At 65.5% G+C, this 13,761-nt stretch carries 12 protein-coding genes; 8 read left to right on the top strand and 4 right to left on the bottom strand.

What is annotated here, in order from left to right:
• The first annotated feature begins 12 nt into the window (after positions 1-12).
• Both CXR02_RS19705 and CXR02_RS19700 read left to right on the top strand, forming a co-directional pair.
• The gene (locus CXR02_RS19705; protein WP_104063528.1) at positions 13-540 is read left to right on the top strand and encodes a hypothetical protein; all 528 of its coding nucleotides are present in this window, start codon (positions 13-15) and stop codon (positions 538-540) included.
• Positions 537-1,631, top strand: coding sequence for a polyprenyl synthetase family protein (locus CXR02_RS19700; protein ID WP_104063527.1), 1,095 nt, complete (start codon positions 537-539; stop codon positions 1,629-1,631). The genes CXR02_RS19705 and CXR02_RS19700 overlap by 4 nt, the downstream gene beginning before the upstream one ends.
• 60 nt (positions 1,632-1,691) lie before the next feature.
• Here CXR02_RS19700 and CXR02_RS19695 read toward each other — a convergent pair whose 3' ends face one another.
• Positions 1,692-2,045, bottom strand: a complete 354-nt coding sequence (locus CXR02_RS19695; RefSeq protein ID WP_058929391.1) for an Rv2175c family DNA-binding protein — start codon at positions 2,043-2,045, stop codon at positions 1,692-1,694.
• A gap of 240 nt (positions 2,046-2,285) precedes the next feature.
• On the opposite strand from CXR02_RS19695, the gene CXR02_RS19690 reads away from it, so the two are divergent.
• Positions 2,286-3,713 (top strand): lytic transglycosylase domain-containing protein, encoded by a 1,428-nt coding sequence (locus CXR02_RS19690; protein WP_104063526.1) that lies wholly within the window; start codon positions 2,286-2,288, stop codon positions 3,711-3,713.
• A gap of 113 nt (positions 3,714-3,826) precedes the next feature.
• Complete coding sequence (pknB, locus tag CXR02_RS19685) at positions 3,827-5,899, top strand: Stk1 family PASTA domain-containing Ser/Thr kinase (protein WP_104063525.1); 2,073 nt, start codon at positions 3,827-3,829, stop codon at positions 5,897-5,899.
• A gap of 51 nt (positions 5,900-5,950) precedes the next feature.
• Here pknB and CXR02_RS19680 read toward each other — a convergent pair whose 3' ends face one another.
• Both CXR02_RS19680 and CXR02_RS19675 read right to left on the bottom strand, forming a co-directional pair.
• Entirely contained in the window at positions 5,951-7,342 is a 1,392-nt protein-coding gene (locus CXR02_RS19680) for a class II 3-deoxy-7-phosphoheptulonate synthase (protein WP_181037301.1), read from the bottom strand.
• Between the two features lie 71 nt (positions 7,343-7,413).
• Entirely contained in the window at positions 7,414-8,193 is a 780-nt protein-coding gene (locus CXR02_RS19675) for a 1-acyl-sn-glycerol-3-phosphate acyltransferase (protein WP_258061138.1), read from the bottom strand.
• A gap of 111 nt (positions 8,194-8,304) precedes the next feature.
• Here CXR02_RS19675 and CXR02_RS19670 point away from each other — a divergent pair, with 111 nt between their 5' ends.
• The 3 genes from CXR02_RS19670 to CXR02_RS19660 are packed head-to-tail and all read left to right on the top strand — an operon-like array spanning position 8,305 to position 10,557.
• A complete protein-coding gene (locus tag CXR02_RS19670; protein WP_104063523.1) occupies positions 8,305-9,126 on the top strand; it encodes a carboxylesterase in 822 nt (273 codons plus the stop codon).
• Complete coding sequence (locus CXR02_RS19665; RefSeq protein ID WP_104063522.1) at positions 9,123-9,917, top strand: carboxylesterase; 795 nt, start codon at positions 9,123-9,125, stop codon at positions 9,915-9,917. Before CXR02_RS19670 ends, CXR02_RS19665 begins: the two co-directional genes overlap by 4 nt.
• Positions 9,910-10,557 (top strand): hypothetical protein, encoded by a 648-nt coding sequence (locus CXR02_RS19660; protein ID WP_104063521.1) that lies wholly within the window; start codon positions 9,910-9,912, stop codon positions 10,555-10,557. Before CXR02_RS19665 ends, CXR02_RS19660 begins: the two co-directional genes overlap by 8 nt.
• A 10-nt stretch (positions 10,558-10,567) precedes the next feature.
• On the opposite strand, the gene CXR02_RS19655 is transcribed toward CXR02_RS19660, so the two are convergent.
• Positions 10,568-11,656 (bottom strand): ROK family glucokinase, encoded by a 1,089-nt coding sequence (locus CXR02_RS19655; protein ID WP_181037300.1) that lies wholly within the window; start codon positions 11,654-11,656, stop codon positions 10,568-10,570.
• Positions 11,657-11,835: 179 nt separating this feature from the next.
• On the opposite strand from CXR02_RS19655, the gene CXR02_RS19650 reads away from it, so the two are divergent.
• Positions 11,836-13,644, top strand: coding sequence for a long-chain fatty acid--CoA ligase (locus tag CXR02_RS19650; protein WP_104063519.1), 1,809 nt, complete (start codon positions 11,836-11,838; stop codon positions 13,642-13,644).
• The last annotated feature ends 117 nt before the right edge of the window (positions 13,645-13,761 follow it).

Here is a 13,761-nt window from a genome sequence, read left to right as displayed (position 1 = left end):
AGGACAGTCCCTGTGACCGTCATGAGAAGTCTTAAGCCAACAGGATTAGCGGCACTGGCCGCGGGCGCAATACTGGCCCTCGCTGCCTGCAGCCCCGCGGAGCCCGGAGTGACATCATCCTCCCCAGTTACCTCCCCACCGGCGTCGGACGGCGCAAGCATCACCGCGTCCGCCAGTCCGACTGCGTCGCCGGGAACTTCCGCCACTGTTGGGACAATCGTCGCAGGGTTCCCGGAAACGCTGCTTCCCCTGATGCCCGGCGCCACGGTGATTTCGAGCAGCTTTGACAAGACCTCAACGCCCGCCACCGCGGCACTCGTGGCAAGCATCAATGCCCCGACTGCCGCCGTCGTGGATTTCTACACAAAGCACCTGGAGGCGCAGGGATTCAAAGCCGTCCCCGGCGACGCAGTGGGCGCCGTGGCTTCCAAGGACTTCGTCCGGAACGACTCCGAGACGGTCAACATCGCCGCCGTCGAAGCGGCCGGCGTCTCCACGTTCACCATCGGCGCCAACGTGGCTGCTGAGTCAGCCAAGTGAGCGTTTCGGAGCAGCTAAGGCTTGAGCAGACTGCATTCGTCGCCGCCGTTGCCGGTGAGCTGACAGACTTCCTCACCACGCGGCAATCCCTGATGGCCGCCATATCACCCGATATCGATCCCATTGTGGGTTCCATTTCCAACCTGGTGACCGGCGGCAAAAGGCTCCGTGCACTGATGTGCTACTGGGGATGGCGCGGCGCGGGCGGTGAGCCGGCGGCCCAGGAAATCGTGACGGCGGGATCGGCCCTGGAGCTTTTCCAGGCAGCTGCCCTGATCCATGACGACATCATTGACCGCTCGGACACGCGGCGGGGCGGCCCCAGCGTGCATCGCCGCTTCAGCCAGCTGCACCACGCGCAGGGCTGGGCTCTGGACAGCGATCGGTTTGGGCAGGCAGCCGCGATCCTCACCGGGGATCTTTGCCTCTCGTTCAGCGAGGAGGCCTTCACGGACATCGGCGCACAGGCGGCTGCAGGCAGCCGGGCACGGCTGATCTTCAACCTCATGCGTGCCGAGGTGATGGCGGGGCAGTATCTTGACATCCTGGAGGAAGTGGCCGGTCCTGTCCGGGACCGGGCCGGAGCAGTGACACGGGCACAGTCCATCATCAGGTTCAAGTCCGCCAAATATTCCACTGAGCACCCGCTGGCGCTTGGCGGCGCCTTGGCGGACGCTCCGGACGAGTTGCTCCGGGGCTACTCGGCCTTCGCGTTGCCGCTGGGCGAGGCGTTCCAACTGCGCGACGACGTCCTGGGTGTCTTTGGGGACCCTGTCACCACGGGCAAGCCTGCAGGTGACGATCTCCGCGAAGGCAAGCGGACCGTACTCATTGCCCTCGCGCTGGGCCAGGCATCAACGGCAGAATCGGCGTTTATCGATGCGAAGCTGGGCAGCCCTGACCTGGGCGACGCCGATGTGGCCGAGATCCGCCGGATCATCGAAGAGTCGGGGGCGCTTCAGGCCACCGAAGTGCTGATCAACGAATTTGGCGCCGCGGCGTATGACGCACTGGAACAGCTGCCGCTGGAAGAACTGCCCAAGACTGCCCTGCGGAAGCTGGCGGAAGCGACGGTCAGCCGCGCATCCTGACGTTGGCGCCCGTCTTGGCCACGTCCGCGAGCCCGGCGTCGTCCGGGCCCTTGGTGCTGCTTACCAGGCCAGGGTCTGGGCCCGGCGCCTGATTTCCGTTTTGCGGCCTTCCCGCAATGCATCAATCGGCCGGCCGCGGAGCGACTCGTCGGGGGTAAACAGCCAGACGATGAGGTCCTCGTCGGAATAGCCGGCGTCCGCCAGGACCACAATGGTCCCTTTGAGGCTGTCGACAACCTGGCCGTCCAGGATAAACGCGGCCGGAACTGAGCGTATCCGGCGCTCCCCGACCCGCAGGGCCGCCAAAGCGCGTTCATCAATAAGGCCATGGACTCTCGTAATCGAAACGTCCAACAACTGCGCGACATCCGGCAGGGGCAGCCACTCGCCCACAAGGCTTTCTACGTTACTCACGGATCAAGGTTGCCACGGCCGGAGCCCTGCCGCCTAGTCGGGATTGGCCGCCATTGCCGCGAATCACGCGACACTCCATAAAACTCTTTATTCTGCGTGGTGCCGAATTCTTGTGCTATGCGAACTTTCGTGAGAGATTCACATAGATCACATTTGAAACATCAATAACTTAAGTAACACTAGTATCAATAGTCACATCGCATCTCCGGCCCCCGGCAGTTGAAGAAGAGGATCCTTTCCATGACGACGTCCCGCTCGCCAAAGCAGCCCTCCAGGCAGAGCCTGCCCATGATTGCTGTCACCACAGCAGCGCTTCCTGCGGTTGTCCTGTCGTCGTTGGCCCTCGCCCAGCCTGCTGCCGCAGAGGCCCCTGCCCGCGCTATTCCGGCAACCCTTGCCGCTGCGATGAAGGCCCAGGCAGCCGAACCTAAGGCTGCCCTGATCCCGGCGGCCTCGGTTTCCACTACTATTCCGGCTGCCTTCCAGCCCATGCAGCCGGCGGCTCCCGCGGAATACACCATTGCCCGGGGCGACACCATCAGCGGAATCGCCGGCAAATTCGGGCTGGACACGTACGAGGTCCTTAAGCTCAACAACCTCCAGCCGAACACCATCATCTACCCCGGCCAGAAGATCAAGCTGTCGGGCACGGGTTCCGCCCCCGCCCCCGCCCCGGCTCCTGCGGCCCCTGCCGCGGCCGCTCCGGCCAATGCCGGAGGCAGCTACACCGTAAAGCCCGGCGATACGCTCGGCGCCATCGCGGCCCGGCACAGTGTCAGCCTGTCGGACGTTTTCAGCTGGAACGGCCTGAACATGCGCTCCATCATCTACCCCGGCCAGAAGATCAAAGTCGGCGCAGGTGCCCCCGCGGCCCCGGCTGCGCCGGCTTCGGCCGTGCAGCCTACTTCCGCTCCCGCAGCGCCCGCTCCCGCGCCTGCTCCTGCTGCGCCTGCTCCTGCTGCGCCTGCTCCCGGCGGTTCATACACGATCAAGGCCGGCGACACCCTGTCAGCGATCGCCTCCCGGCACGGCGTCAAGCTCTCGGACATTCTGGCGGCCAACCGGCTGAGCATGACCACTGTCATCTACCCCGGCAACAAGCTGGTCATTCCCGGCGCCTCCATTCAGCCCGCTTCGTCCACCCCGGCCGCCCCGGCGGCCCCCGCCGCCCCCGCCGCCCCGCTGGTGCCGAGCTCCTTCCTGGGATTCACCTACCCCGCTGCCGTTGTGAGCTCTGCCAACGAGAACAAGGCCCTGCTGAACGCCTCTCCTGTACCGTCCCGGGCCGAGATGCGCGCAATTGTGGCCGACACGGCACGCCAGATGGGAGTGGACCCCACCCTGGCCCTGGCCTTCGCGCACCAGGAGTCCGGCTTTAACCAGCGTGCGGTTTCACCTGCCAACGCGATCGGCACCATGCAGGTCATCCCGTCCTCCGGGCAGTGGGCCTCAGACCTCGTAGGGCGGAAGCTGAACCTGCTGGACCCCTACGACAACGCGACGGCCGGCGTGGCGATCATCAAGCGGCTTATCGCCACCAGCAAGGACCTCGACACGGCAATTGCGGGGTACTACCAGGGCCAGTACTCGGTCAGCAAATACGGCATGTACGACGACACCAAGACCTACGTAGCTGCCATCAAGGCGCACCAGAAGAACTTCGGCTAAGCCGCCGCGCCATGATTCCCCGGGCTTGCTGAAGCCGGCCCAACGGGGTAACGATAAGGGTCCGGACCGCACGTCGGTTCGGACCCTTTTCCATGCGGGATTAGGATCGTAGGGTGCAGGAACAAGTGTCAGACCGTCTCGTTGGAACGCTGGTGGACAACCGCTACGCCGTCCGCTCCAAACTCGCGCGCGGCGGCATGTCCACCGTATATCTGGCAACGGACCTTCGGCTGGAACGCGATGTTGCCCTGAAGGTCCTCCATCCCCACCTCGCCACCGACGAGACGTTCCTGGACCGGCTGGGCCGCGAGGCGAAAGCCGCCGCGAAGCTGTCCCACGCCCATGTGGTGGGGGTCCTGGACCAGGGTAACGACGGCCAGACGGCTTATCTGGTCATGGAACACATCAAGGGTCACACCCTCCGGGACGTCATCAGATCCAAAGGTGCGCTGCCTCCCCGCCTGGCCCTTGCCCTGATTGATCCGGTAGTGCAGGGCCTCGGCGCGGCCCATGCCGCGGGGCTGATCCACCGGGATGTAAAACCGGAGAACGTCCTGATTGCCGACGACGGCCGGATCAAGATCGGCGACTTTGGACTGGCCCGGGCAGTGACGACGTCAACGAGTACCGGGACGCTAATCGGTACGGTGGGTTACCTCTCACCCGAGCTTGTGCTGGGAAAGCAGGCTGACACCCGGAGTGATATCTATTCGGTGGGCATCATGCTCTATGAGATGCTGACCGGCCAGCAGCCGTACGACGGCGAGGTCCCCATCCAGGTTGCGTACAAGCACGTGAATGAAACGGTCGGTCCGCCGTCGGCCTTGGTGCCCGGCCTCGCCGCCGAGGTGGATGAACTCGTCCAGTGGTGCACCGCAAACGATCCCGAGAACCGCCCGGTGGACGGCAACGCCCTGCTGCAGGAACTCCGCCACATCCGGACCAACCTCACGGATGCCGAACTGGACCTCAGGCCGCCTGCCGCGACCCAAGAAGGCCAGCAGAACCAGACCGAGATCATCGCCCGCACCAACAACCCCACCGCCGTGATGTCGTCCTTCTCCCGGCCGCAGCCACAGCACCCTCCGCATGCTCCGCATGCCCTGTATCCGCCCGACGCCGACTACCGGCCAGGCGAACAGTTCCGGCCGGAAGCGCACTACAGGCCTGATGCTCAAGACGCCGTCCCGGCAGGGATCCCCCTCAGTAAACGCGCCCGCCGCAAGCTCGACAGGGAGGACGAGAAGGCAAGGTCCAGGGCTGCGGCGACCCCGGTCCGGAGCCTGCGGGAGGGGAACCCGCGGCGCCGCGGCGCCCTCTGGGTGGTGGTCCTGGTCATCATCGCGTTGCTTGCCACAGGAGCCGGCTGGTTCTTCGGCATGGGCCCCGGGTCGCCGGGCACCATTCCGGCGGTCGCCAACAAGTCGGTGGCCCAGGCCCAGCAACTGCTGAGCGAGGCGGGGTTCCAGTCGCGTACCAACGATGTCTTTGACGACGACGTTCCGTCGGGCCTCGTTGTGGGCTCCGACCCGACTGCCGGCACAGAGACCAGGAAGTTCCAGCTCGTGTCCCTGTTTGTTTCCAAGGGGCCGCAACTGTTCGAACTCCCGAAACTGACCGGCGGAACACTTGACGATGCGAAAAATGCACTGAACCAGGCCGAGATGGCGCTAGGTACCGTCACTGAACAATTCGATGACGCCGTTGCCGCCGGCGTTGTGTTGGCCCAGGATCCCGCCGCAGGAACCCCAGCTCGCCATGGCACTCCGGTAGCCCTGTCCGTCTCCAAGGGCCCGCAGCCGATCCCCGTTCCGTCAGTCGTCGGGCTGGCGGAGGACGCCGCCGTCAAAACCATCGAGTCGGCCGGGCTCAAGGCCGATGTCGCGAAGGACAAAGTCAATGACAGGCACGTGCCCAAGGGGTCGGTTGCCGTGCAGTCGCCTGCGACCGGCATTCTGACCAAGGGCGGCACGGTGACGCTGACCATTTCAGACGGACCCAAGCTCGTTGAAGTCCCCAGTTTCATCGGGAAACAAGCCAAGGAAGCCGAAGAAGCGCTGCGCGCCCTGGGCTTCGAGGTACGCGTGAACAATATCCTCGGCGGCTTCTTCGGCACGGTACGGGATCAGGACCCGGTGAAGAAGAAGGTGCCTGAAGGCTCCGTCGTTACCCTCACGGTGGTGTAGCCGGCGGACTGCCGGCCACACCCCGCGGGAGTCCGACTCCGCGTCGAGCGGTCAGTGCTTGGCCAGTGCTCCGGCCACCAGGAACGCCATTTCCAGGGACTGCATGTGGTTCAGGCGCGGATCGCAGACCGACTCGTACTTGTCGAGGAACGCTTCCTGGTCCACCGGATCGGCACCGCCCAGACATTCGGCGACGTCGTCGCCGGTCATCTCCACGTGGAGGCCACCGGGAACCGTGCCCAAAGCATGGTGGACTTCGAAGAACCCGCGTACTTCGTCTATGACGTCGTCGAAGTTCCGGGTCTTGTAGCCGTTGGGCGAGGTGACGGTGTTGCCGTGCATCGGATCGGTGACCCAGAGAACCTTGGCGCCGGAGGCGGTCACCTTCTCCACAATGGCGGGAAGCTTCTCGCGGATATTGCCCGCGCCCATACGCGTGATGAAAGTCAGCCTGCCCGGCTCCCGCTCGGGATCCAGCTTGTCGATGAGGCGGAGGGCGTCGTCGCCGGTTGTCGACGGGCCCAGCTTCACACCGATGGGGTTCCGGACGCGTGAGAGGAAGTCCACGTGCGCGTGGTCAAGCTCGCGCGTACGCTCCCCGATCCACAGGAAATGCGCCGACGTGTCATACGGGAAACCGGTCCGCGAATCGATGCGGGTCAGTGCGCGCTCGTAGTCCAGCAGCAGGGCCTCGTGGCTTGCGAAGAATTCCACCCGCTTGAGTGCTTCGAAATCAGCGCCGCAGGACGCCATGAACTTGATGGCGCGGTCGATGTCACGGGCCAGGGATTCGTAGCGGGCGTGCGCCGGGTTTTCAGTGAAGCCCTTGTTCCACTGGTGCACGGAGCGCAGGTCCGCGAAGCCGCCCTGCGTGAAGGCCCTGATGAGGTTCAGGGTGGAGGCGGACGTGTGGTAGGCCTTGAGCATCCGGGCGGCGTCATGGCCACGGGACTCGGGGGTGAACTCGTAGCCGTTGACAATGTCGCCGCGGTACGCCGGGAGGGTCACGCCGTCGCGGGTCTCGTCGTTGGAAGAGCGGGGCTTGGCGAACTGGCCGGCCATCCGGCCCATCTTGATGACTGGCATCGCTGCGCCATAGGTGAGCACCACTGCCATCTGGAGGATGGTTTTGACCCGGGCGCTGATTTTATCCGCTGTTGCCGCTTCAAAGGTCTCAGCACAGTCGCCACCTTGCAGCAGGAAGGCTTTGCCCTCTGCTGCAGCCGCCAGCCGTTCCCGGAGAACGTCCACTTCGCCGGCGAAAACCAGCGGCGGGAGCACGGAAAGCTCCCCGACAGACGCGTCGAAAACGTCCTTGTCCTGCCAGCTGGGCTGCTGGGATACGGGAAGGTCACGCCAATCGTCGAGGCCAGGATAATTGGCTGCTCCGCTCTGGGCGGTGCTGGACAGCGAAAAGGCAGGTTTTGCAGATAGCTCAGTCACTATCTAAGACTAATGTGCGCGGCTGGCTTCAGGACACCTGACCGTCACGCGTACCGAGAGCGGCGTCACAGTCAGCCCGCTGCCGGGTGCTTACCTTCGGCGTCACTGCCCCCAGCACCGCCGTCAGGATCGGCGCGTTTCGCGGTGGCGTCCCCAGCCTCGGGGGCGGCTGTGCCCGTAAGGCGGAGCTTCACCACGGCAGCGTACTCATCCACGTACTCCTGCCCGGAGAGCCGCATCAGCTCGAACATGATTTCGTCGGTGACCTTGCGCTGGACCAGCCGGTCCTCCGCCTGGTCTGCGTACTGGCTGAAATCCAAGGGCGCACCGAAAATCATACCGATGCGCCGGATATTCGGCATCCGCTTGCCGATGGGCTGAACCTTGTCCGTGCCGATCATGGCCACGGGAATCACAGGCACCCCAGCCTGCAGGGCCAGCTTGGCGACGCCCACCTTGCCCCGGTAGAGGCGAGCGTCGGGGCTGCGGGTCCCCTCAGGGTAGATGCCCAGCAGTCCCCCGCTTGTCAGGACATCCATGCCGGCGTTGAGCGAAACAGCCGATGCCGCGCCCCCGGACCTGTCCATGGGCAGCTGGTTGGTGAGCCTGAAGAACATGGCCGTCAGCCTGCCTTTGATGCCGGTGCCGGTGAAGTACTCGGACTTGGCCAGGAAAACAACCGGCCTGCGGACCATCAGCGGCATAAAGATGGAGTCGGAGAAAGACAGGTGGTTTGAGGCGATAATTGCCGCGCCCTGCGCAGGAACATTGTCCAGACCCTTGACCCAGGGGCGGAAAAGGAGCCGCAGCACCGGCCCCAGGAAGATCCTCTTCATGACCCAATAGAACACGTAACGAACCTCTCCGGAAGCCGGCCGGCCGGCCCTTCGTCGGGCCGGGCGGGCACTCCAGTGCAACCCTACTCTAGTGAGATTTGTCGAGAACAATGACACGATGGTGTTATGACAGAAAGCAGCATCGCGCCCCGGCCTGCCGCTTTCAGCTACCCCGGCCACGGACCCAATGCCAGTACCGGGATTGCCATCTGCCATGGCTTTACCGGCAGCCCGCTCAGCGTCCTGCCCTGGGCAGAGGACCTCGCCGCCCAAGGATTCGCCGTGTCGGTGCCGCTCCTGCCCGGCCACGGTACAGATTGGCGGCAGCTCGCCCGCTCGAACTGGCGCGACTGGTACGGGACTTTCGAATTGGCGTACCTGCAGCTGAGCGCCCGGACAGAGCAGTGTTTTGTGGCCGGCCTCTCGATGGGCGGCGCCATTGCGCTGCTGACTGCCGCCAGGCATCCTGTGGCTGGCGTCTCCTTGGTTAATCCCGGCCTCAGCTTCTACGACCGCCGCGTGCGGGTCATCGGAGTTCTCAAGTACTTCCAGCGCACCACGCTGCCTATTCAGGAGGAACAGCCGACCGCGGACGTCACCAATGACGGCGACTACTCACGGACTCCGTTGGCAGCCGTGCACGAGCTCAAGAAGCTTTTCGGCACAGCCACCCGCGGGCTACACCAGGTCACTGCCCCGGTGCAGGTATTCAAGTCCCAGTCGGACGTCGTGGTGCCGGCCACCTCACTCCTGATGTTGCGGCAGCGTTTGGGCCCACGTCTGGTGGAGGTAGTGGACCTGCACAACAGCGGTCACGTGGCCACCCTGGATGTTGATGCGCCTGAGATTTTTGCCCGTTCCAGCGCCTTCTTCCTTGCCCATGCACCCAGCACTGCACCGTCAGCCCGAACCGCGGCCACACCTCACACCACCTCGGAGACTTCATGACCGGCGTACCGGACCACAGCCCTTTCAGCAGCGCCGTCAACGGCGACGGAGCCCGGATCGGGGTGGTCCTCTCACACGGATTCACGGGCAGTCCGCACGGGCTGCGCGCGTGGGCCCAGTCGCTTGCCGACGCCGGCTTCGCGGTACGCATGCCGCTGCTGCCCGGGCACGGCACCCGTTGGCAGGACCTTGCGCGCACGCGCTGGCCGCAGTGGCACGGCGCCCTGGACGACGCCTACCTGGAGCTGGACTCCCACTGCGACCACGTCTTCGTCGCCGGGCTGAGCATGGGCGGTGCCCTGGCCCTGAGAATTGCCGCCACCCGGCCCGTGGCGGGAGTGATCGTGGTGAACCCCGGACTGGTGATTGATGATCCCCGCGCTCCACTGGCCGGCATCCTGAAACTGGTCCTGAAGAGCACCCCGGCCATTGCCAACGACATCCTCAAGCCCGGGATGGACGAGGGCGCCTACCCGCGAACGCCCGTAGCTGCGGCCCATGAGCTGAACAAGATGTTCAAGGACACCATCCGGCTGCTCCCCCGCATCACCGCGCCTGTACGCGTCTTCCGGTCCACCGTGGACCACGTGGTTTCAGACACGAGTGTGGCAGCGCTGCGCCGCGGCCTGACCAACGCTCCGTTGGCACTGACCACCCTGGAGAACAGCTACCACGTGGCAACGCTGGACAACGACGCCGAGGAGATCTTCCGGGGGTCCGCCGACTTCATCCGGGCGGTGGTTGCCGGCACGGCAGCAGCCCAGGTCCAGGAGGGCACCGCCCATGAATAGGCCCGACTCCGGCTCGCCGGACCAGAGCGCAAACCAGGACGATGCTGTGTGGCTGGACCTAGTGGCCCGGCTCGAAGAGAAACCTGCCTCCCCTACCGGCACAGCGGACCCGGGAATCGCCGCTTCCCCAAGCCCTGACGCCACGGGCAATGACCCTGAAACTCCTGGTCCGGCCGGCCCGGACGCCGTGGCCGGGTCCGGCAGGTCCGCGACGTTCCGCGACTTTGATCCGCTGGGTCTGGCGGGAACAGCCCCCACCGAGCTGTCCGCAGCCGAACGGCAGGCGGCGACGCCGGGCGCCGGTGACGGCGGGCAGGTCGACGCCGGCGAGGGGACCGGCGGTTACGGCCAGGGCGGCCCCGCCGCCTTCGGCCCGCGTGACTACGCTGCGGAGGACGACGCTGGGGACTTCGTTCCCGAGGAACCGCCAAGCCTTGCCGGGACGGATCCCCTGACCATGCTTGCCTGGCTCGGCGCAATTGGTGCACCCATAGCCTTGCTCCTGGCCGTGATGTTCTGGCGGTCCGCGCCGCTGCTGGCGATTGTGGGCATGGTGGCGGTGTTCATCCTTGCCGTGGTTTACCTCATCATGAAGCTGCCGCAGGAAAAAGACGAGAACGACGACGGCGCCCGCGTCTGAGGTGCGTCCCTCACCGCATGCGGCTGCTGACGCGGGACAGATCGGCCGCCCCGATAAGACCCGCGTTTGGTCCGAGCGCTGCCAGCGCGATGCCGGCCGCCGGACGGAAGCCGCGGCCCGTTAGGTTCCGGGCGAACGCCTTGCGCGCGGGCTCCACCAGCAGGTCCCCTGCCGAGCAGAGTCCCCCGCCGATCACAAACAGCCCCGGATCCAATGCTGCCGCCAGGTTCGCCAATCCCAGGCCCAGCCACTCGCCCACTTCATCCAGGAGTTCGCGGCAGGCCGCGTCACCGGCGAGTGCCAGCTCGGTGACAATGGCCCCGGTGATCTGCTCCGCGTCACCGCCGACGGTGGCCAGCAGTTCCTGGGCAACCGGCGAATTGGCCCGCGCCAGAATCCTCGCTTCCCGGCCGAGGGCGTTGCCCGACGCGTACTGCTCCCAGCAGCCCCGGTTGCCGCACTCGCAACGCTGCCCGCCGGGCATGATGATCTGGTGGCCGAATTCGCCGGCTACACCAAACCGGCCGCGCTCCACCCGCCCGTCCATCACCATGGCACCGCCGATGCCGGTCCCGAGGGTAATGCACACCAGCCTGTCCTCGCCCTGGCCCGCACCAAAGCGCCATTCCGCCCAGGCCGCAGCGTCGGCGTCGTTCGTCAGCAGCACAGGCCGGCGCAGCAGGCGCTGCAGGTTTGCGCGCAACGGCTCGTTGCGCCAGGCGAGGTGCGGACTGAAAAGCACGGTTCCGCCGTCCAGATCCATCCAGCCGGCCGCACCGATGCCTACTGACCAGACCCTGTGGCCGGCACCGAGTTCGTCCACGAGCTCTACGATGACCTGCTCTACCGCACGCGGGTCGCTGCCGGGGGTGGACCGCCGGGCCTCGCTCAGGATCCTTCCGTCGGCGTCCACCACGCCGGCGGCGACCTTGGTGCCGCCGATATCGATGCCGATTGCCAGCCCCTTGCGCCCGAGCCGCAGGTGCTCGCGGAACGATCCCACCTGTCGCGGCCGGGCCCTCAAAGCCAGCGGCCGCCGCCGCCAGGGGGCCGGACGTCGGGGCGGGGTGGCTGGCTCGCCGGGGGGCGTTTCGTACATAGTCCTTCATTCTAGGGCGCACAGGGCGGGCACCGCCGGAGGCCGGGCCCATGGCTTCCCCACTCCTCTTTGACTCATAAGTTACTGGCCAGTAGGTTTGTTTCTGCACGGCCAAGTTACAGGGCGTATTAGTCTTTAGGCATACCCTGTGCGGGTCTATGGATATCAAAGGAGCTATAGTGCGCGAATTCAGTGTTCCGCCCCTGGTTGTTGTCCCACCGGAAACCAGCATCACCGATCTCTTGCTTCGGCAGGCAGCCAAGCCCAGCAACCCGGCGCTCTTCTCGCGGCTGGACTCGGTAGGCGCCTGGCGGGACGTCACCGCCACAGACTTCCTGGCGGACGTCTCAGCCCTCGCGAAGGGCCTGATGGCCAGCGGCGTGGGAGCCGGCGACCGCGTGGGCATCATGTCCCGCACACGCTACGAATGGGCCCTCATCGACTTCGCCATCTGGTTCGCCGGCGCCGTCTCGGTGCCCATCTACGAGACCTCATCGCCGTCGCAGGTTGCCTGGAACCTCGGTGACTCCGGTGCGGTGGCCGCTTTCGGCGAGGCGGCCCACCACGAGGACATCATCCGGCAGGCGGCCACCTCGGAAGGCCTCACCGCCCTCCAGCACGTCTGGCAGCTCGAAGGTGGCGGACTGGACGCCGTCCGTGAGGCCGGCCGGGACGTCAGCGACGCCGACCTCGAGGCCCGCCGCTCATCGGCGCGGCTCAGTGACATTGCCACCCTGATCTACACGTCCGGCACCACCGGCCGGCCCAAGGGCTGCGAGCTGACCCACGGCAACTTCGTTGAGCTGTCCGACAACGCCCTGGCACTGCTTGGCGACGTGGTCAACGAGCAGGCAAAAACCATCATGTTCCTGCCTTTGGCGCACGTCTTTGCCCGGTTCATTTCGGTGCTGGCCGTGGCCGCCGGGGCCACCGTGGCGCACACCCCCGACATCAAGAACCTGCTGGCTGACCTGCAGAGCTATCAGCCCACGTTCATCCTGGCCGTGCCGCGCGTCTTCGAAAAGGTGTACAACTCGGCCCTGACAAAGGCAGAGGACGGCGGCAAGGGTGCCATCTTCCACAAGGCCACGGAGACCGCCATCGCGTTCTCCAAAGCCCGCCAGGCCGGGCACGTTGGCCTGGGGCTGAAACTCAAGCACACAGTGTTCGACAAACTCGTTTACGGCAAGCTGCGCGCTGCGATGGGCGGGAAAGTGGCCCATGCTGTGTCCGGCGGCGGTCCGCTCGGCGAACGGCTGGGCCACTTCTTCCAGGGCATCGGCCTGCAGATCCTAGAAGGGTATGGCCTGACCGAGACCACCGCTCCGATTTCCGTCAACACGCCGGACCTGATCAAGATCGGTTCCGTGGGGAAGCCCCTGCCGGGCAACTCCGTCAGGATCGCCGAAGACGGCGAGATCCTGGCCAAGGGCGTCTGTGTGATGCGCGGCTACTACAAGCGCGATGACCTGATGGCGGATACGTTTGCCGATGAATGGTTCCGCACCGGCGACATCGGACGGCTCGACGAGAGTGGTTTCCTGTGGATCACCGGCCGCAAGAAGGAAATCATTGTCACGGCCGGCGGTAAGAACGTGGTTCCGGCCCTGCTGGAGGACCAGATCCGGGCGGATGCGCTGGTCTCCCAGGTCCTGGTGGTGGGAGACAATCGGCCGTTCATCGGCGCCCTGGTGACCCTGGACCAGGAGGCCCTGCCGGGCTGGCTCCAGCGGCACGGACTGCCGGCCACCACCACGCTCGACGAAGCGGTCGAGAACCCGGTGGTCAAGGCCGCCGTGCAGGACCTGATCACGCATGCCAACGCCTCGGTGTCGCAGGCGGAAGCCATCAAGTCATTCCGGATCGTCGCTTCGGACTTCACGGAAGCTTCCGGCCACCTGACGCCGTCCATGAAGGTGAAGCGGGCCCAGGTGATGAAGGACTTCGAGACAGTCATCGAGGAAATGTACGGCGCGCCGCGCGGCTAAGCGGCAACGCAAAACGAAGGGCCCTCCCGGCGGAAGCAATCTTGGATTCTGGGGATCGTTGCAACACCTGTTGGTTAGGTGGTTAGTAGTAAATCACGTAGACGCTCGGCTGGAGTA

It is taken from the genome of Arthrobacter sp. 4R501, assembly GCF_002929755.1.
Classification (GTDB): Bacteria; Actinomycetota; Actinomycetes; order Actinomycetales; family Micrococcaceae; genus Arthrobacter.
The sequence above is the reverse complement of the archived record's forward strand: the minus strand, read 5'-3'. Positions and strand labels throughout refer to the sequence as shown.

Bases quoted from the DNA above. Each gene is read 5' to 3' on its own strand.
- CXR02_RS19690 (WP_104063526.1), top strand. From the start codon at position 2,286: ATGACGACGTCCCGCTCGCCAAAGCAGCCCTCCAGGCAGAGCCTGCCC.
- CXR02_RS19670 (WP_104063523.1), top strand. From the start codon at position 8,305: ATGACAGAAAGCAGCATCGCGCCCCGGCCTGCCGCTTTCAGCTACCCC.
- CXR02_RS19665 (WP_104063522.1), top strand. From the start codon at position 9,123: ATGACCGGCGTACCGGACCACAGCCCTTTCAGCAGCGCCGTCAACGGC.
- CXR02_RS19660 (WP_104063521.1), top strand. From the start codon at position 9,910: ATGAATAGGCCCGACTCCGGCTCGCCGGACCAGAGCGCAAACCAGGAC.
- CXR02_RS19655 (WP_181037300.1), bottom strand. From the start codon at position 11,656: ATGTACGAAACGCCCCCCGGCGAGCCAGCCACCCCGCCCCGACGTCCG.